The organism is Acinetobacter sp. CIP 102637, assembly GCF_000368425.1.
GTDB classification, from domain to species: Bacteria; Pseudomonadota; Gammaproteobacteria; order Pseudomonadales; family Moraxellaceae; genus Acinetobacter; species Acinetobacter parvus.
The window spans coordinates 197,262-214,660 of sequence record NZ_KB849434.1 but is presented as its reverse complement, the minus strand read 5'-3'; the positions used below and the strand labels follow the sequence as shown (position 1 = coordinate 214,660).

Annotated in this window: 17 protein-coding genes, 2 tRNA genes and 1 pseudogene; 9 read left to right on the top strand and 11 right to left on the bottom strand. The window is 45.1% G+C overall.

Going from position 1 to position 17,399, the window contains the following annotated elements; genetic code table 11:
• Nucleotides 1-45 precede the first annotated feature (45 nt).
• Nucleotides 46-288: a hypothetical protein gene (locus tag F967_RS01415; protein ID WP_004797733.1), complete on the top strand. Its 243-nt coding sequence runs from the start codon at nucleotides 46-48 to the stop codon at nucleotides 286-288.
• Between the two features lie 43 nt (nucleotides 289-331).
• Here F967_RS01415 and aqpZ read toward each other — a convergent pair whose 3' ends face one another.
• Complete coding sequence (aqpZ, locus tag F967_RS01410) at nucleotides 332-1,021, bottom strand: aquaporin Z (protein ID WP_004797731.1); 690 nt, start codon at nucleotides 1,019-1,021, stop codon at nucleotides 332-334.
• Between the two features lie 176 nt (nucleotides 1,022-1,197).
• Nucleotides 1,198-2,205, bottom strand: a complete 1,008-nt coding sequence (locus F967_RS01405) for an AraC family transcriptional regulator (RefSeq protein WP_004797729.1) — start codon at nucleotides 2,203-2,205, stop codon at nucleotides 1,198-1,200.
• A 114-nt stretch (nucleotides 2,206-2,319) separates the two neighbouring features.
• Here F967_RS01405 and F967_RS01400 point away from each other — a divergent pair, with 114 nt between their 5' ends.
• The gene (locus F967_RS01400) at nucleotides 2,320-2,964 is read left to right on the top strand and encodes a sterol desaturase family protein (RefSeq protein ID WP_004797727.1); all 645 of its coding nucleotides are present in this window, start codon (nucleotides 2,320-2,322) and stop codon (nucleotides 2,962-2,964) included.
• Between the two features lie 445 nt (nucleotides 2,965-3,409).
• On the opposite strand, the gene hisF is transcribed toward F967_RS01400, so the two are convergent.
• Entirely contained in the window at nucleotides 3,410-4,168 is a 759-nt protein-coding gene (gene hisF / locus F967_RS01395) for an imidazole glycerol phosphate synthase subunit HisF (protein WP_004678871.1), read from the bottom strand.
• Nucleotides 4,169-4,279: 111 nt separating this feature from the next.
• Here hisF and F967_RS01390 point away from each other — a divergent pair, with 111 nt between their 5' ends.
• Genes F967_RS01390 through F967_RS01380 form a run of 3 tightly spaced genes read left to right on the top strand, consistent with a single transcriptional unit; the run spans nucleotide 4,280 to nucleotide 6,275 of the window.
• Nucleotides 4,280-5,236, top strand: coding sequence for a homoserine kinase (locus tag F967_RS01390; RefSeq protein ID WP_004797725.1), 957 nt, complete (start codon nucleotides 4,280-4,282; stop codon nucleotides 5,234-5,236).
• A 4-nt stretch (nucleotides 5,237-5,240) separates the two neighbouring features.
• A complete protein-coding gene (locus F967_RS01385) occupies nucleotides 5,241-5,858 on the top strand; it encodes a DUF1294 domain-containing protein (RefSeq protein WP_004797723.1) in 618 nt (205 codons plus the stop codon).
• A gap of 24 nt (nucleotides 5,859-5,882) precedes the next feature.
• Complete coding sequence (locus F967_RS01380) at nucleotides 5,883-6,275, top strand: DUF4870 family protein (RefSeq protein WP_004683474.1); 393 nt, start codon at nucleotides 5,883-5,885, stop codon at nucleotides 6,273-6,275.
• 96 nt (nucleotides 6,276-6,371) lie between these two features.
• Here the strand turns inward: F967_RS01380 and F967_RS01375 are convergent, their stop codons facing one another.
• From F967_RS01375 to hisB, 5 genes and pseudogenes are all read right to left on the bottom strand, one after another.
• Entirely contained in the window at nucleotides 6,372-7,250 is an 879-nt protein-coding gene (locus tag F967_RS01375) for a DMT family transporter (protein ID WP_004797721.1), read from the bottom strand.
• Nucleotides 7,251-7,398: 148 nt separating this feature from the next.
• The gene (gene hisA, locus F967_RS01370; RefSeq protein WP_004760490.1) at nucleotides 7,399-8,130 is read right to left on the bottom strand and encodes a 1-(5-phosphoribosyl)-5-[(5-phosphoribosylamino)methylideneamino]imidazole-4-carboxamide isomerase; all 732 of its coding nucleotides are present in this window, start codon (nucleotides 8,128-8,130) and stop codon (nucleotides 7,399-7,401) included.
• 66 nt (nucleotides 8,131-8,196) lie between these two features.
• Nucleotides 8,197-8,379 (bottom strand): annotated as a pseudogene (locus F967_RS13440) (3'-5' exonuclease domain-containing protein 2); the annotation flags it as partial.
• A 110-nt stretch (nucleotides 8,380-8,489) separates the two neighbouring features.
• Nucleotides 8,490-9,107: an imidazole glycerol phosphate synthase subunit HisH gene (hisH, locus tag F967_RS01365; protein WP_004797718.1), complete on the bottom strand. Its 618-nt coding sequence runs from the start codon at nucleotides 9,105-9,107 to the stop codon at nucleotides 8,490-8,492.
• A complete protein-coding gene (gene hisB / locus F967_RS01360) occupies nucleotides 9,107-9,700 on the bottom strand; it encodes an imidazoleglycerol-phosphate dehydratase HisB (protein ID WP_004797717.1) in 594 nt (197 codons plus the stop codon). The genes hisH and hisB overlap by 1 nt, the downstream gene beginning before the upstream one ends.
• Before the next feature lie 104 nt (nucleotides 9,701-9,804).
• Between hisB and F967_RS01355 the strand changes: the two genes are divergently transcribed.
• The 3 genes from F967_RS01355 (at nucleotide 9,805) to F967_RS01345 (ending at nucleotide 10,580) form a co-directional block, all read left to right on the top strand.
• A complete protein-coding gene (locus F967_RS01355) occupies nucleotides 9,805-10,182 on the top strand; it encodes a GNAT family N-acetyltransferase (RefSeq protein ID WP_004760493.1) in 378 nt (125 codons plus the stop codon).
• 108 nt (nucleotides 10,183-10,290) lie between these two features.
• A tRNA-Phe gene (locus F967_RS01350) sits at nucleotides 10,291-10,366 on the top strand.
• A gap of 138 nt (nucleotides 10,367-10,504) precedes the next feature.
• Nucleotides 10,505-10,580 (top strand) — tRNA-Phe (locus F967_RS01345).
• 107 nt (nucleotides 10,581-10,687) lie between these two features.
• Here F967_RS01345 and F967_RS01340 read toward each other — a convergent pair.
• The 3 genes from F967_RS01340 to ompR form a co-directional block, all read right to left on the bottom strand.
• Nucleotides 10,688-12,208 (bottom strand): acetyl-CoA hydrolase/transferase family protein, encoded by a 1,521-nt coding sequence (locus F967_RS01340; RefSeq protein WP_004756945.1) that lies wholly within the window; start codon nucleotides 12,206-12,208, stop codon nucleotides 10,688-10,690.
• 148 nt (nucleotides 12,209-12,356) lie between these two features.
• Complete coding sequence (locus F967_RS01335) at nucleotides 12,357-13,808, bottom strand: ATP-binding protein (protein WP_004797715.1); 1,452 nt, start codon at nucleotides 13,806-13,808, stop codon at nucleotides 12,357-12,359.
• Nucleotides 13,809-13,825: 17 nt separating this feature from the next.
• Nucleotides 13,826-14,590, bottom strand: coding sequence for an osmolarity response regulator transcription factor OmpR (ompR, locus tag F967_RS01330; RefSeq protein WP_004678831.1), 765 nt, complete (start codon nucleotides 14,588-14,590; stop codon nucleotides 13,826-13,828).
• A 340-nt stretch (nucleotides 14,591-14,930) separates the two neighbouring features.
• Between ompR and F967_RS01325 the strand changes: the two genes are divergently transcribed.
• Nucleotides 14,931-17,288, top strand: a complete 2,358-nt coding sequence (locus F967_RS01325; protein ID WP_004797712.1) for a Tex family protein — start codon at nucleotides 14,931-14,933, stop codon at nucleotides 17,286-17,288.
• Nucleotides 17,289-17,399: the final 111 nt, after the last annotated feature.

Sequence of the window (17,399 nt, the reverse complement as noted above, 5' to 3'; positions counted from 1 at the left end):
CACTTCGCTCATGGTGTAAAACTGACAATAACAATGAGAGAAAAAATGTTTAAGCCTTTTCAAAATGGAAATGAGTCAGCAGCGATTTATGATCTGACACTAGAAAATGATTTAGATTGCGTGAGCTTATACGGCAATTTGCAGATCACCAAAGATCAAGAGGGTCTGAAAACAGCAAAAGCTTTACAGCAGTTTGTGAATGAGCTTGTGGCAGCATTAGAGCAGCAAGATCTGCCTGCGAAGATAGAACGTCGACCTGAACAAGAGATAGAAAACCCATTTCTATAAATAAAAAACAGCCTAATCAGGCTGTTTTTTATTGCAATATATCTTAGTTTTTCTCGTTGCTTACCACCTTGTAGATGATTGCACCGATCACAGCACCAATAATTGGCGCAACCCAGAACAACCAAAGTTGGCTTAATGCTGCTGTTTCTGCAAAGAAGGCAACGCCTGTACTACGTGCAGGGTTCACAGATGTATTGGTGACTGGAATACTGATTAAATGAATCACAGTTAAAGTCAAACCAATCGCAATCGGTGCAAAACCAGCAGGGGCATTCTTATGTGTAGATAACAAAATGATAATCAAGAAAACCGCTGTCAGAACCACTTCAATTAAAAATGCTGAAGCCAAAGAAAAGTGGTTTGGAGATAACTCACCATAACCATTGGTTGCGAAGCCACCTGTGCCTGAAAAGCCAGCTTGACCTTGGACGATAATGTAAAGAATAAATGCGGCGAATGTTGCACCGAGCACTTGCGAAATAATATAAGGTGCTAAATCTTTGGCTTCGATACGACCACCCACCCATAAGCCCACACTGACAGCGGGGTTAAAGTGCGCTCCAGAAATATGACCAAAGGCATAAGCGCCTGTTAAAACAGTTAAACCAAAAGCAAAAGCAACACCTAAGAAACCGATTCCAAGTTCTGGAAATGCAGCTGCAAGCACTGCGCTACCACAACCACCAAATACGAGCCAAAAGGTTCCGAGAAATTCTGCTAAATATTTGTTCATTTTTATCACCACACAATTTATAAAAAAATAAAAAAGTAACCATCCAAAAATTTATTATGGATATGTTTAAGACCTGTGAAATAAATGTGAAGTAATTCACACAGGTTGTACGCTCTTGTATAAATGGTGTAAAAATAATGATCAGTTGTGAAACCGTTAGTTTGCCCCGAAATTTATTACGAATTGTAAGTTGTGTTGTCTTTCCGCCACTGTTGTGGGGTTAAACCAGTCCAAAACTTAAATGCACGCTGAAAGGCACTCTGTTCTGAATAGCAAAGCAGCAGGGCAATCTCCTGTAAACTCAGGTGTGGGTCTTTTAGATATTCAGTTGCCAGCATAAAGCGAACTTCCTGTACCCGTTCCTGAAAAGTGGCATTTTGCTGTTGCAGGTGGCGTTGTAACTGCCGAACCGAAACTCCCAGTTTCCTCGCAATAAAGTCGATCTGGTATTGGTTCTTTTGCAGGCCTGTCAAAATGGCGTGCTGCAAGCGTTGGTCGAGTTGGGTCGAGTTGGGTAGCTTGTCCAGAAGTGCCTGTGCCTGCTGTAAAAGCAGTTGCTGTAAGGTGTGGTCTCCTGTTCGAAGTGGCTTAAAGGCTTCGGTAACAGGTAGAAGTAGCTGAGTTTTAGGCTGATCAAAACGGACTTTACAACGGAAATACTGCTCATAAACCATAATGTTTTTCGGTGCGGTATTCACAAAATGCACTTCGTGTAGATTGAGATCTTCACCTGACAGAAATAACTTATGGAATTGCACCATCAGCGCAATTGCAATTTCATCTGTTAATTGGGTTGGGTTGGGTTCTGGAGCTTCCCAGCGGATTGATGCGTAGGGTGGGTTAAATTCAACGACGAGAGGGCTACCATCATAAATTAAGCGATGAAAATCATGATAACGCGCCAATGCTTCGCCCAAGTTTTCACATGACAGTGCGAGATAAGCAATAATTCCTAAATGTTTAGGTTGTACGTGCTCTGCAATTTCTAAGCCTAAACCTGTCTTGGGATTTAAACGATTAAGATCTTCAAGTAAGTCACGCCAAATGACGTAATCAAAACGTTCAAGATTTTGGACTTGTTGTAATTGCTCAGGAATTTCAATATTTTTTGTTTCGCAATAAGCCTTTAATAAATGCCCTAATCCGCCATAAACAGAGCCTGTATAGTTCTTGAGTTGGGACATCCTGTCTACTCCTTATTCTGTCGTGTTTTGTCAATATAAATATATCGTATCGTCAATACTTCGCCTACAAAAATTTATATCTTTAAAAAAATAAGGAAACATTTGGAGAAAACCATGTTGAAGGGTTTTGTTGCAGGTTTGGCAGTTGTAAATGCATATGAATGGTTTGCTCATAAATATCTATTGCATGGGGTACACCGTAAAGGCAAGCCACGTTTCAGTCCAACGCCAAAACAGATGGAATCGCATTGGGCACATCATCGTGAAGTCCGTAAACAAGACTTTTCTGATGATTGTTATGTGGAAGGTCTAGACAGTTGGCGTACACGTAATGAAATTATGTCATTGGCTGTGGTTGCAACCGTGTTGAGTGCGGCAGCCTATCCATTCTCCAAAGGGATGGCGCTGTCATTCTGGTATTGTGCAGGTAATTATTATTATGTGCATCGCCGTTCTCATTTAGAGCCAGAATGGGCAAAAAAACGTATTCCCTGGCATTATGATCATCACATGAACTCAAATCAAGATGCGAATTGGTGTGTGACCCGTCCATGGTTTGATTATGTCATGGGCACACGCGTGGTTTCATCTGCTGATTTAAAAGAAGCCAATCCACTCGGTTTACCTCTACCTGCGCCACTTTCCAAAGCGCTGACTCAAGCGATTGAATCGGTTTTCCCTGCGAAGTGGGTTGAGCAAAAACCAAAGTTAGTGACACCACCTGTAGCCGATGCGGAGCAACAAGAATCAGTTGCTTAGTGAAAAATGCGAAGTGTGACAATAAAGCACCAAAATTTTGACGAATCACGACAATACTTCAGTCGTCCATGTCGTGAATTGTCAATAAAATCTGTTTTTAATGTCAATATTTTTGTGCATTATCCCGCTATCTTAGCTCAGGCATTGAAAGTGCTCGGAATTTATTCAAGATAGCTATATTTTCTTTTACCCTCTAGCGTTGAATAAACGCATTTTTCCATACCTTGCTTAGGCAAGGTATTTTTTTGCCTACTCGTTTTGCAGGCTTAAACCTGTGAGCAGGTGACGTTCATCACTATCTTTAGATTTTAGTGAATATTGAAAACAGAAAAAACATGCAACTTGCAAAAGTAAAAATAACAGTCCAGAGTAAAGTATCATACATATTTTTATTCTTTTAAAAATTAAGGCGTAACCCAAAACCCAGCTACGCCTATGACAGGGCTTACAAACGCATTTCAATGCCTTGTTCAGCCAGATATTGTTTGGCTTCTGGAATGGTGTGCTGACCAAAGTGGAAAATAGATGCTGCTAATACGGCATCCGCACCGCCTTTTAATATCCCATCCGCTAAATGCTGTAGGCTTCCAACACCACCTGAAGCAATGGTTGGAATGCTGACACGATCATTGATTTGACGCATTAAGGCGATGTCATAACCTGCCTTGGTGCCATCGGCATCCATACTGGTTACCAGCAGTTCACCCGCGCCGAAGTCCGCCATTTTGACAGCCCATTCAATCGCATCAATTCCTGTTGGCTTACGACCACCATGAGTGAAAATTTCCCACTTATTTTCGCCAGTTTTTTTCGCATCAATGGCAACCACAATACATTGCGCGCCAAAACGCTGTGAGGCTTCCTGCACAAACTCAGGGGTAAACACCGCAGCCGAGTTGATGCTAACCTTGTCGGCACCTGCGTTCAGTAGTAAACGGATGTCCTCAACCTTACGCACGCCACCCCCCACAGTTAAAGGCACGAACACGCTTTCAGCCATACGTTCTACCGTACGGTAAGTCGTATCGCGTCCATGATGGGTAGCAGTAATATCTAAAAAGGTAATTTCATCGGCACCCTGTTCGTTATAACGGCGTGCAACCTCAACAGGGTCACCTGCGTCACGAATATCAAGGAATTGAACGCCTTTAACGACTCGGCCATTATCAACATCCAAGCAAGGGATAATACGTTTTGCGAGCATAAAATTTTCCAAAAAATCGCCAAGAGAGAAAGGAGACCGACTCTGGTGCTACACCTTCATGGAGGGAACGGGTATTCTATCAAAATCAGAGTGATATTTTGCAGGTTTTCCATGTCGGTTTATACCCCGTTGAGTTTAGAAGAAGTGCAGGCATTTGCCGAGCCTTATGGTTTGGCGGTGATTGACCTGATTCCAATCCAGGGCGGTATTCAAAACACCAACTTTTTTTTGGTGGATCATACACAGAAACAGTATGTTTTAACGGTTTTTGAGGAATTGGATACTGAGGGAGCGGCTGAACTGGTGCCCGTGCTGGACTGTTTGGGGCAGGCAGGCGTACCTGTCGCGGTGCCGTTGAAACATCACGGTCAGGCTATCCATAGCATTGCAGGCAAACCCGCCCAGATTGCGCCACGTTTAATGGGTGAGCATCCTGAGCAGGCCAGCATTGAGCAGGTGCAGGCGATTGCACAGGCGCAGGCCAAACTGCATCTAGCGTTACAGGATTTTCCATTACAACGTGATTTTAATCGCAATCATGCCTATTGGTCAGAGGTTGCAAGCCAATTACGCTCCAAGATGCCCCTAGCAGACCAACAACTTTTAGATCAGGTATTTCAGCTATTTGAGGTGATTAGTCAGGAATATCCAGATCGGCCAACAGGCTTTATCCATTCAGATTTATTTCGGGATAACACCCTGTTTGAGGGCAGTCAACTCAACGGTATCCTCGATTTTTATGAGCTTAATCAGGATGAATGGTTGTTTGATATTGCCATTAGCATCAATGATTTCTGTACCAGTTATCCGCAGGCACATTTGGATATGGAAAAAGCAGAGACATTCCTCACCGCCTATCAACAAGTGCGCCCACTGACACAAGATGAGTTAGCTTGTTTAGATATTTTTCTGGCAATGGCGGCCTGCCGCTTTTGGTGTATGCGTTTGCAGGTAGCCCAGAAGAATGCCGAGCAGGGGCGCACAGGGGAGGATATTTTGCAAAAAGACCCGATAGAAATGCGTATGATGCTACAAGACCGTTTACAACAAGTGTTAGGTTTAGGATAGGAATATGCGAGATCAGGGACGTTTGGTGGAATGGTTTGATGATAGGGGCTATGGATTTATTCAACCCAATGATGCACATAAGCAGCGTGTGTTCCTGCACATCAAGGACTTTGCCCGTACAGGGCCACGCCCGATAGTGGGCTGTGCGCTGGAATATACCGTGATTCTGGATGAGCGGGGGCGTTATCGTGCCCAGCAGGTGACCTACCTGAAAGCGTCACAGGTGCTTGAACATCGGGCTGAACCAGCTCTGCCAAAACAGTCTAAAGCGTGGTCGGCGATGCAGGTGGGTATCGTGATTTATATCGTTTTTATGCTGATCGTAAGCTTTAGTAAATTGCTGCCGCCCTATACGCTACTGTTTGTCAGCCTGATGAATGTCCTGAGCTATTGGCTGTATGCACAGGATAAAGAAGCGGCACAATTGGGGAATCGACGTATTCCAGAGCAGACTTTGCATATCGTGGATTCTTTAGGTGGTTGGTGTGGAGGGTGGCTTGCTCAGCAAAAACTGAGACATAAAACACAAAAACAACCATTCCGTAAGATTTATTTCTGTACCATAGCCTTTCATATACTGTTGATATGCTGGTTAATTTCGCCGCTCAATGTCTTTTATTGAGGGCGTGTCTGGAGATAAATAAAAATGAATTATTCCGTTGATCAAGACCCGAACCGTACTTTAACGCTGGTTCTTTATGTGCTTTACATTATTGCGATTTTTTCTGGTGGTTTATTGGCGGTCATTGCGCTCATTATTAACTATGTCAAGCGTGGTGATGTGCGTGGCTCAATCTTTGAAAGCCACTTTACCTGGCAGATCCGTACATTCTGGTGGTATCTGGCCTGGAACATCATCGCCTTTATTCCATTCTTCTTCCTGTTCTTTACAGGGGACAATGCCAATGCATTTGCTGGCGTTGCGCTCTCTGGTACGGTATTTTGTGTACTGGTGATTTTTGCCGCGTGGGTCTGGATTGTTTATCGGGCAATTCGTGGTTTAATCGCATTGAATGATAATAAACCCATGTACCAATAAAATAGGATAAAGCATGATTATTGAGCATGTGCATTCGTGTATGTTAATCAAAAAGAAAGAGTCATCAGCAGCATAGAGCGCTTTTTAGCGCTCTTTTTATTTGGGCTTGTTCCATTTTAACTCACTGACCAACACCCCCAGAACCACCATTAAACCTCCCATCAAGGCCAGTAAAGGTAGTCGCTCACCCGCAATCCGCCCAAATAAACCTGCCCAGACAGGTTCACCTGCATAGATGATTGCGGCACGGGTTGGATCAACCATACGCTGTGCCCAGTTCATCACGAACTGAATCAGGGCACTGGCTAAACCTAGAGCCACAGCAATCATCAGTAGCGCCCATGAAAATTCAGGAATCTTGTGTTCACCCACCATAGGCATACTGGCAAAGGAGAGGAGTGAGGCAACGGCAAGCTGAACCACCGTAACCCGCCTGAGATTGACCTTTCCAGCAAAATAACCAATCAAGATAATTTCCAGGGCAATCACAAAGGCACAGATCAGGGTCAGCACCTGCCCGTAAGTGAGGTGAATACCTGAGAAACCATTTCCTGTTAAAAGTACCAGACCTGTAAATGCCAGTGCTGTGCCCACCCAGGTCATTAAACTGGGGCGTTTCTGGAAAATAACCCACATCAGGATGGGTACCAGTGGAACGTACAGGGCAGTAAGAAAGGCCGATTCACTGCTGAGAATGGTCTGTAGGGCAATGGTTTGTGTGCCATAACCAATTGCGATGACCACACCAATTGCGCTGCCTGCCAGTGTTTCCTTTAGGGTTAACCCGCGAATGGAATTGATCGAGATCAGTAGGATTGCCAAGGCTGCAACAGCAAAACGACAGCCGACAAAAAACATCGGGCTACTAAAATTCAGGGCGTATTGCACAGCCAGAAATGTGCTGCCCCAGATCATGGTAATAAAAATAAGCGCAAACTGGGCGGCTCTGGGAGAGGAGGCGAGATGGGTTGGCATGGTGTAAAAACAGTAAAAATCAACTTTATATTGTGTATAAACGGATAGCGTCTATGCAAGAGAAATCATCTGTTCCAGTATGGATCAGGCAATTTATTCAACTCACAAATAAAAAAAGAGCCTGACCGCTCTTCTTTTAGTGCTTTGTTTAGAGGCGATCTTCATCCAGTAATAACTGAGCCTCACGCAGATTCAAGGTACCCTCATAAATTGCACGGCCTGTAATTGCGCCTAAAATACCTTTCTGGCCTTTCAGGTTGCGGACATCATCAAGGTTGGTCACGCCGCCTGAAGCAATCACAGGTAGGCCTGAGTATTCCGCTAAACTCACGGTTTGCTCAACGTTGACACCTTGCATCATGCCATCACGTGCAATGTCGGTATACACGATGCTGGAAACCCCTGCATCTGCGAAACGCTTGGCCAGATCAGTTGCCTTGACATCGGTCACATTGGCCCAGCCATCGGTTGCGACCATACCGTTGATGGCATCAATACCAACAATGATATGACCTGCAAAGCGTTTGCATGCCTCTTCCACAAACTCAGGCTCTTTCACCGCTTTGGTGCCAATAATCACAAATGACACGCCAGCTTCTAAATAATGCTCGATGGTTTCCAGGGAGCGGATACCGCCACCGATCTGGATTGGAAGCTCAGGCTGGGCGCGGGCAATCGCCTCAACCACAGGTTTATGGATGGGCGTGCCTGCGAAAGCACCATTCAAATCCACTAAATGTAAACGACGTGCGCCTTCATCCACCCAGTGTTGTGCAGTTGCGACAGGATCATCAGAGAAAACGGTATCGTCTTCCATACGTCCTTGTTTTAAACGAACACATTTACCATCTTTCAGGTCAATTGCAGGGATGATTAGCATGCTTTCGCTCCTAGCGTCATCATAAAGTTTAAATTGGCTACATATTAGCAAAGTATTGGGCGATCTCTAAGTCTTGGATACTGAATCATCCAGTATTCTATTAATTTGTTGCTGGAGTTGTGGGCTGAGTAACTGCTGTGTATAAAGATGGCCAAAGATCAGCAGGGCTGCATAGGCATCTGCCGCCGCATAGGGGATTTGTTTGTTGCTGCATTTCCATTTTATGAAACTCAAAACTTTTGGTTGAGCTTAAACAGTTTTATGGAAATGAAAAAGCCAAGTGAGAAAACTTGGCTTTTTGACCATGTAACGTGATTTATTTAACACATTGCTGCTGTTCCATTGATATTTGATTTAACTTAAATTTTCCATTCCACAAAGTTTTTTAACAACTGTAAACCAGCGGTATGACTTTTCTCTGGATGGAACTGGGTTGCGAACAGGTTGTCCTTATGAATCGCAGTACAGAAGTTCACGCCATAATCACAGGTTGCCGCCGTTATCGCTGAATCTTTTGGCTCAACATAATAACTATGCACAAAATAGAAACGTGCGTCCTGCTCAATGTTGTTCCACATCGGATGATCTGGATCAAGCTGGTGAACCTGATTCCAGCCCATGTGTGGTACTTTTAAATGTGGAATTTCAGGGAAGTGTTTCACTACACCATCAAAAATACCGAGTGCATCCACGCCGCCATTTTCTTCTGAGCGTTGCAACAGCGCCTGCATCCCCACGCAAATTGCCAGTACAGGCTTGTTAAACGCCGCCTGACGCACCACCTCATCAATGCCTGCCTCATGCATACCCTGCATACAGTCACGCATTGCGCCAACACCTGGAAAAACAATCTTATCCGCTTTGGCAATCAGCTTTGGATCATTGGTGACATCAACCGTTGCACCCACATGCTCTAGCGCTTTCGCCGCAGAGTGCAGGTTGCCCATGCCATAGTCAAGTAATGCAATGCGAGTCATTACAGACTCCCCTTGGTAGATGCAATGGTATTTTCGGCACGTGGATCGATTTCACAGGCCATACGCAATGCGCGAGCCAATGCCTTAAACACACTTTCGATCTGGTGATGGCTATTCTTACCCTTTAGATTGTCGATATGCAGGGTCATTAACGCATGGTTGACAAAACCTTGGAAAAACTCAGAGAACAAATCGACATCAAACGTGCCGATACGAGCGCGAGTGAATGGAATATCCATAAATAAACCTGGACGACCAGATAGATCAACAACAACACGAGACAGTGCCTCATCGAGTGGCGCATAAAAATGCCCATAACGACGCAAGCCCTTTTTATTACCTAAAGCTTGCGCAAAGGCTTGTCCCAGCGTGATTCCACAGTCTTCTACGGTGTGGTGATCATCAATTTCAAGGTCACCATCGCAATGAATGTCGATATCAAATAGACCATGGCGCTTGATTTGATCAATCATATGGTCTAAAAATGGAACTCCAGTGTTGAGGGTGCCTTGACCAGTACCATCGAGATTGAGACGAACTCGAATTTTGGTTTCGTTGGTGTTTCTTACCACTTCACTGATACGTTGCGTCATGGACACGTTCCTCAAAAAACGTCAAAAATGATAGAATTAAAAACCGATAGTTTCGCTGTGACGAAAAAGTGACAGCATCATAGTTTGCTCAGGAGGGTTAATCAATGCCTATTACCGTACATGCTTACCGTTCTCTAGATAATCTAGGGATTCGTACCCAGCTAGAGCGACTTTATGACACCAGCCCAGAGTTTGGTGATGGGCAAGATGCAATGCAGCAACTTGAACAAGATCTGCAACAATATACCACAGTTTACACCGCTGAATTTAACACCAAAATTATAGGTGCAATTTGGTCAACAGGACAAGGTGAAAGCCGTGTGCTGGAATATATTGTGGTTCACCCTGCCAATCGTGGACGCGGCGTGGCGGAGCGTCTGGTTGAGGAGGTTTGCCGCATTGAAGAGGAGCAGGGCGTGAAGCAGTTTGAGCCAGGCTGTGGCGCGATTCACCGTTGCCTGTCGCATCTGGGCAAGATCTAGCTGAAAATAGATTCCTGTTCAGTATTGTAGCAAAATTAAACAGTTAATAGAAAAATCCACAAATTGACTTGACGGATTTTGACAAACATTGTTTAATATGCCCACTTTGGCGCGATAGCTCAGTCGGTAGAGCAACGGATTGAAAATCCGTGTGTCCCCAGTTCGATCCTGGGTCCCGCCACCATGAATTTGAAATTTCAATCCCTGATCCCATCAGGGATTTTTTTTGCCTGGGGTTTTTGTGTGAAAAATCGTCATTTAAAACAAAAGCTCAGGATAGTTATTGACTATTTGCCTGATATGCGGCTTAATACACGCCATTGGCGCGATAGCTCAGTCGGTAGAGCAACGGATTGAAAATCCGTGTGTCCCCAGTTCGATCCTGGGTCCCGCCACCATATTCAAAAAGCCCCAAACAAAAGTTTGGGGCTTTTTTTATAATCTAAGAGTGACAATAAAAAGCCAGCTTTCAAGCTGGCAATTATTCTATTGACTTAATGATAAATTAAGCTGATTTAGCAACCTCAATATTACTAACCAGCATATGGCCTGTTTCTTCAAAGTTTGCATGCCAAGACAGCGCTTCACGAAGCAGGTGAGGTGTATGTCCACCACGTTCACAGGCACGCTCAAAATAGTCCTGAAGTGCGTTACGGTAAAGCGGATGTACACAATTCTCAATGATCACTTTGGCACGTTCACGAGGTGCCAGACCACGTAAATCTGCTAGTCCAATTTCAGTCACCAAAATATCCACATCATGCTCGTTGTGGTCAACATGGCTGACCATTGGCACGATAGAGGAAATATCACCACCCTTGGCAATCGACTTGGTTACGAAGATGGCCAAATGTGCATTACGGGCAAAGTCACCTGAACCGCCGATCCCATTCATCATTTTAGTGCCGCAAACGTGTGTTGAGTTCACATTGCCGTAGATATCAAACTCAAGTGCGGTATTGATACCAATGATGCCTAAACGGCGAACCAGTTCAGGGTGGTTGGACATTTCCTGTGTACGCAACACCAGCTTGTCACGATATGCTTCAATATTGCCAAACACCTTTTCGCCATATTTCTGTGACAGGGTGATGGAGCAGCCTGACGCAAATTTCATTTTTCCAGCATCAATCAATTCAAAAGTACAGTCCTGCAAGACTTCTGAATACATCACCAGATCTTCAAAAGGAGAATCTTTTAAGCCCGTCAGTACCGCATTGGCAATCGAACCAATACCTGCCTGTAAAGGTCCTAGGTTTTTCGGTAAACGACCCTCAGCCACTTCTTTTTCAAAAAAGGCGATCAGGTGATTGGCAATTCCTTGCGTCTCGTCATCTGGCGGGGTGACGGTTGATGGCGAATCCAGCAGGGTGTCATTGAATACAATACCGACAATTTTGGCAGGGTCGATATTGATGGCTGTACTTCCCATACGCTCATCCACCTTGGTCAATGGAATTGGCTGGCGTGTTGGACGATAGGTTGGAATGTAGATGTCATGCAGGCCTTCAAAGGCGATGCTGGTGTTGGTATTGATTTCAACAATAACTTTTTCAGCAAAAATCGCAAAGCTGGCTGAATTACCCACCGATGTGGTTGGAATGATGCCACCGTCTTCAGTAATCGCCACCGCCTCAATCACCGCAATATCTGGTTTTTTCAGTTGCAGATTACGCATGTGCTCCACAGTTTCAGACAGGTGCTGGTCAACAAACATCACTTCGCCGTTGTTGATGGCGCGGCGCAGGGTGTTGTCCACCTGGAAAGGCATACGACGTGCCAATACACCTGCCTCAGTGAGCTGTTTATCGAGGTCGTTACCTAGACTTGCACCTGTAATTAACGTGATTTTTAACGGATTTTTCTTGGCACGTTCAGCAAGTGCCTGAGGAACGGCTTTCGCTTCGCCTGCGCGGGTAAAACCACTCATGCCCACGGTCATGTCATTTTCAATAAAGCTGGCAGCCTGCTCGGCACTCATCACTTTGTCATGCAGTGAGGCAAGGCGAATACGATCTAGAGACATCATCCATTCTCAATTTTGATTTTCATTGGATATGGATTTTAGCGCTAAAATGTGAAAAGTGAATTGAACTAAGGCTAAGGTCTAATAGGTGAAATGGAGGATAATTTTATCAACAAGAGGAAAGGTCAGCTGGCGGTCATGCCAATGTCTAGAAATGACCGCTTAGGGTTTGCTTGATCTTGTCGATGGTATTGCTATGTGATTCATCTTCGGGTGTGGGAATAGGTAGGGAAATCACCACTTCCAGACCGCCTTGTTCTCGGTTACGAATGTTGATCTGTCCATGATGGATATCCACAATACGTTTCACAATGGCAAGGCCCAGACCACTTCCCTGAATGGTACGTGCGGAATTGCCACGTACAAAAGGTTGCATCAGTTCCTCCACCTGATCGGGCGGGATGCCCTCACCATGATCTGCAACAGTAATTAAAATATACTGGTCGACATGACTGGCAGACAGTTCGATGGGTTCGGCACCATAACGCTTGGCATTATTGATCAGGTTGGCAATCAGGCGCTTGAGTGACAGGCTGCGTGCAGGAATCACGGGAAGTTCCTGTGCCTCAAAACGGATGTCCAGCGGCTTGAACTGCACCACCAGTTCTTGCAGCAAGATGTTGATATTGGTATCCGTCAGCTCCTCATCCGAACCATCTCGCATATAGGAAATAAACTGATTCAGGATGGCATCCATATCATCCACATCATAAATCAGCCCCTCACGGAAAAACTCATCAGGCAGCATTTCCGCGGTCAGGCGAATACGGGTTAATGGAGTGCGCAAATCGTGGGAGATGCCCGCCAGCATGATCTGTCGATCACGCTCGGTTTGCTCCAGTGTATATACCATGTGGTTAAAGGCCTGATTGACCTGACGGATTTCCAGTGGTCCGTGGTTGGTATCCAGATAGGGTGCCTTGCCTGTTTTACTGTAGTTGTTGGCTGCATTCTGTAGACGGCGCAAGGGGCGGTTCATCTGCCGCACCAAGGTCAGGATAATAGCGGAGGACAGGAGCGGCACACCAAACAGCCATGATGCAATCAGTTCAACACTGTAGTTGGTGTAAGTCTTGAGGGGTTCCCTGACCCAGTTGCCATTCATTTCAGGTGTCTGAATCCAGATACGTGGAATCGGCTTGAATTTAAAATAAACGGTAACTTTCTCGATGCCCAGCTCTTTGGCAAGCTTTTTCTCAATTTGATTGGTGAAAAATTCAGCCAGAAATTTATTTTCTAATTTTGGAAATTCTGCTGGATCGGTGACATATTCAATTCCAATACGGTTTTTTAGCCATGTGTCGATATCGACTTCATTATCACGGTGTAGGATGCGAATGTCAGGATTGTTGACCAGTTCCAGCTCAATGGCCAGATAGCGTGCATGCTGTTGCAGTTCAGGAAGATAGAGGGTTCGCCAAAAGAACCACAAGGACATGAATAGGCTAAAGAACACCGTAAACAGTACCAGTACGGTGGTACGCATTGCGGCAGACCGTGGCTTGATCTTGTCTAAAAAACGTTCCCACTGGGTCCGTGGCTTTTCAGAGTAGGTCTCAAAGTCGGTAAATTCTTGTGGATCAATCGGTTCAAGCTTCAAGGTTGAGTTTCCCGCACTTACTCAGCACCATCTGGAACAAAAACGTAGCCCACGCCCCAAACGGTCTGGATGTAGCGGGCACGGGCAGGATTGTCCTCAATTAAGCGGCGTAAACGGGAAACCTGTACGTCAATCGAGCGTTCCATCGCACCCCATTCACGGCCACGGGCTAAATTCATTAATTTATCACGCGTTAATGGTTCACGTGGATGTTGAACTAAGGCTTTGAGTACAGCAAACTCACCTGTGGTTAATGTGACCACCTGTCCCTCACGGGTTAAAGTACGTGTAGACAAATCCAGTGCCCACGGCCCAAAACTGACCACTTCAACCTGCTGGCTTGGTGCGCCTGGCACCTCGCGAACCTGACGGCGCAGTACCGCACGGATACGGGCCAACAGTTCATTCGGGTTGAATGGCTTTGGCAAATAATCATCTGCACCTGCTTCCAGACCTGCAATACGGTCAGAGTCACTGCCACGTGCGGTCAGCATGATGATTGGGGTGTCGATATTAGATTGACGTAAACGACGGCAAATACTTAAACCATCTTCAACAGGCAACATAAAATCTAAAACGATAAGCGAAAATAATTCACGTTGTAGCAAACGGTCCATCTGGGTGGCGTCATGTGCGGTTTTTACCACAAAGCCCTTGTCTTCAAGAAAACGTTGTAACAGTGTACGCAAGCGCACATCATCATCGACGACTAGGATGCGTTCGACCCGATCGGTTTCATGGTGTACGGTTTCCGTTGATTCGGCAGGTACAACTAAACTCATGATGTGCTCCTTTTATCGTTTATTGTCATCGTCTTTATGCAATGCGATTGTGAAATGTCAATAGACCCTGAAGTATACGATTCATTGCACAGTTTTGGCTATGTTATAAAGCAACAAATATTGCCAATAAAATCAAGAGATAGATACCAAATATATACAGGCAAAATGATGACAATCAACCTATTTTTTAATATTTAGCCTAAAAAACGCCGTTATTTTAGAAACATTGACGGATTTGCAAAAACTACTGATTAAATATTCAAAAAAACAATAGTGGATTTTATGGCCATGAACTTTATAATCAGTGCTTTTAGACTTAACCCTTGTGGAATCAATCACGATGACTGACTTAGTTCAGCAGTTGGCAAATGAACTTGCCGTACGTCCAAACCAAGTAGAAGCTGCTATTCGTTTAATTGATGAAGGCGCTAGCGTTCCTTTTATTGCACGTTACCGTAAAGAGGTCACGCAAGGCTTGGACGATACCCAATTACGTCAACTTGATACACGTTTGACTTACTTACGTGATTTATACGAACGTCGTGAGAAAGTGATCCAGTCTTTACAAGAACAAGATAAATTAAGTGATGATTTATTGGCGCGTGTCAATGCCGCAGAAACCAAGAACGCACTGGAAGAAATTTACGCACCTTACCGTCCAAAACGGACCAGCAAATCATTTAAGGCGAAAGAGGCGGGTTTAGGACCAATTGCTGAAAAAATTATTGCAGATCAAATTGATCCAACTGAGGCATTGGCTGGTTTTAGCCATGAAGACTATCCAGATGTTGAAAGCCAGCTTGATGCAATCCAGCATATTCTGATTGATGACTGGGCGCAAAACATTGCCTTGACCACTGAGTTAAAGCAAAGCTTTGCCAAAACCGCAGTGTTGAAAAGTGCGGTTGCTTCTGAAGATAAAAAAGAAGTGGGCAAAAAATTCCGTGATTATTTTGAGTTTTCTGAAAACTTGAACAAAGTACCATCACACCGTTTATTGGCGATGCTGCGTGGTCGTCAGGAAAATGTACTGGGCTTGAAAGTAGATGGTGAAGATGATGCACCATTGGCACGTATTGAAACCGAATACAATCTTGAAACGCTACAGCCACAAAGCCGTCAGGACTATTTAAAGCAAACAGCAAAACTGTTCTGGTTGGGCAAGGTGCGCCCACAGATTGAACACTCATTACTAACAGATAAACGTCTGTCTGCTGAAGCGGAAGCCATGGATGTGTTCGCTGAGAACCTGCGCCATCTACTGCTTTCTGCACCAGCGGGTGGCCGTACCACTTTGGGTGTTGACCCTGGTATTCGTACAGGCGTGAAGCTTGCTGTTGTCAGCGATGCGGGTGATGTGCTTGCCTACAGCACCATTTATCCATTTGCCCCTAAAGAAGATAAAGAGGGTGCTATTGCGGAACTTGCTCGTTTGTGTCGAGAGTTCCACGTGGAACTTATTGCGATTGGTAACGGAACTGCAAGCCGTGAAACAGAGGCATTGGTTGCTGAGATGATGGCTGCCAATACCGATCTGAAGCTGACACGTATCACAGTGAGTGAGGCAGGTGCGTCAGTTTATTCAGCAAGTGAACTCGCTTCGCAAGAATTGCCAGAGCTTGATGTGTCGATTCGTGGTGCAGTGTCGATTGCACGCCGTTTGCAGGACCCGTTGGCCGAACTTGTGAAGATTGATCCAAAATCCATTGGTGTGGGCCAGTACCAGCATGATGTGAACCAGACAGGTTTGGCAAAAACACTGGATGCCGTGGTGGAAGACTGTGTGAACGCGGTGGGTGTTGATGTAAATACCGCTTCTCCAGCAATCCTTGCCTATATTGCAGGTTTAAACAAGGCCATTGCCCAGCAAATTGTTGAATACCGTAAAGAACATGGTCGTTTTGACAACCGTCAGGCATTGAAGAAAGTACCACGTTTGGGCGAACGTACGTTTGAGCAGTCAGCAGGTTTCTTGCGTATTCAGAATGGTTCAGAGCCATTGGATGCATCTGCTGTTCACCCTGAAAGCTATGGTTTGGTGGAAAAAATTGTTGCGGCAAAAGCAACAACCGTAAAAGATATCATTGGCAATACTGAAATCATTCGCCAAGTCAAAGCGGATGAATTTGTGGATGACAAATTCGGCTTACCCACCATTCAGGATGTTTTAGCAGAACTGGAAAAACCAGGCCGTGATCCACGTCCAGAGTTCCGCACTGCCAAATTCCGTGAGGATATCACTGAAGTTGCCCAGCTTACTGAGGGTATGCAGCTTGAGGGTGTGGTGACCAATGTCACCAACTTTGGTGCTTTCGTCGATGTGGGTGTACATCAGGATGGTCTAGTTCATATCTCTGAGCTGGCGAATGAATTTGTTTCTGATCCGCATAAAGTGGTGAAACCAGGTCAAATCGTGCAGGTGCGTGTGATGCAGGTGGATGTGGAACGTAACCGCGTCAACCTGAGTATGCGTGCTGAGGGTTCTGCACCTGCAAAAGCGCCTCGCCAACAGCAGCGTCCACAGCAAGACCGTGCGGAACGTTCAGAACCTAAGCCACAGGGACAGCGTCCACCACGTAAAGAAGGTGACTTTAAGCGTCCACAACAGAGCAAGCCAAAAACTGAAAAACCACAAGAGCAAAAAATTGGTGGTTTAGGTGCCTTGTTGTTGCAGGCGGGAATTAAAGGGACGAAATAAGTCTATTACAATTTTTGATAATGTAAAAAACCTCCCTCGGGAGGTTTTTTACATTCGCAGATTCAAATCCCAAGTGCAACACATTTGTAATTAGTTGAAAAAGTTAGGTGT

Excerpts from the sequence above, each read along its gene's own strand:
- F967_RS01415 (WP_004797733.1), top strand. The coding sequence starts at position 46 with ATGTTTAAGCCTTTTCAAAATGGAAATGAGTCAGCAGCGATTTATGAT.
- aqpZ (WP_004797731.1), bottom strand. The coding sequence starts at position 1,021 with ATGAACAAATATTTAGCAGAATTTCTCGGAACCTTTTGGCTCGTATTT.
- F967_RS01405 (WP_004797729.1), bottom strand. The coding sequence starts at position 2,205 with ATGTCCCAACTCAAGAACTATACAGGCTCTGTTTATGGCGGATTAGGG.
- F967_RS01400 (WP_004797727.1), top strand. The coding sequence starts at position 2,320 with ATGTTGAAGGGTTTTGTTGCAGGTTTGGCAGTTGTAAATGCATATGAA.
- hisF (WP_004678871.1), bottom strand. The coding sequence starts at position 4,168 with ATGCTCGCAAAACGTATTATCCCTTGCTTGGATGTTGATAATGGCCGA.
- F967_RS01390 (WP_004797725.1), top strand. The coding sequence starts at position 4,280 with ATGTCGGTTTATACCCCGTTGAGTTTAGAAGAAGTGCAGGCATTTGCC.
- F967_RS01385 (WP_004797723.1), top strand. The coding sequence starts at position 5,241 with ATGCGAGATCAGGGACGTTTGGTGGAATGGTTTGATGATAGGGGCTAT.
- F967_RS01380 (WP_004683474.1), top strand. The coding sequence starts at position 5,883 with ATGAATTATTCCGTTGATCAAGACCCGAACCGTACTTTAACGCTGGTT.
- F967_RS01375 (WP_004797721.1), bottom strand. The coding sequence starts at position 7,250 with ATGCCAACCCATCTCGCCTCCTCTCCCAGAGCCGCCCAGTTTGCGCTT.
- hisA (WP_004760490.1), bottom strand. The coding sequence starts at position 8,130 with ATGCTAATCATCCCTGCAATTGACCTGAAAGATGGTAAATGTGTTCGT.
- hisH (WP_004797718.1), bottom strand. The coding sequence starts at position 9,107 with ATGACTCGCATTGCATTACTTGACTATGGCATGGGCAACCTGCACTCT.
- hisB (WP_004797717.1), bottom strand. The coding sequence starts at position 9,700 with ATGACGCAACGTATCAGTGAAGTGGTAAGAAACACCAACGAAACCAAA.
- F967_RS01355 (WP_004760493.1), top strand. The coding sequence starts at position 9,805 with ATGCCTATTACCGTACATGCTTACCGTTCTCTAGATAATCTAGGGATT.
- F967_RS01340 (WP_004756945.1), bottom strand. The coding sequence starts at position 12,208 with ATGTCTCTAGATCGTATTCGCCTTGCCTCACTGCATGACAAAGTGATG.
- ompR (WP_004678831.1), bottom strand. The coding sequence starts at position 14,590 with ATGAGTTTAGTTGTACCTGCCGAATCAACGGAAACCGTACACCATGAA.
- F967_RS01325 (WP_004797712.1), top strand. The coding sequence starts at position 14,931 with ATGACTGACTTAGTTCAGCAGTTGGCAAATGAACTTGCCGTACGTCCA.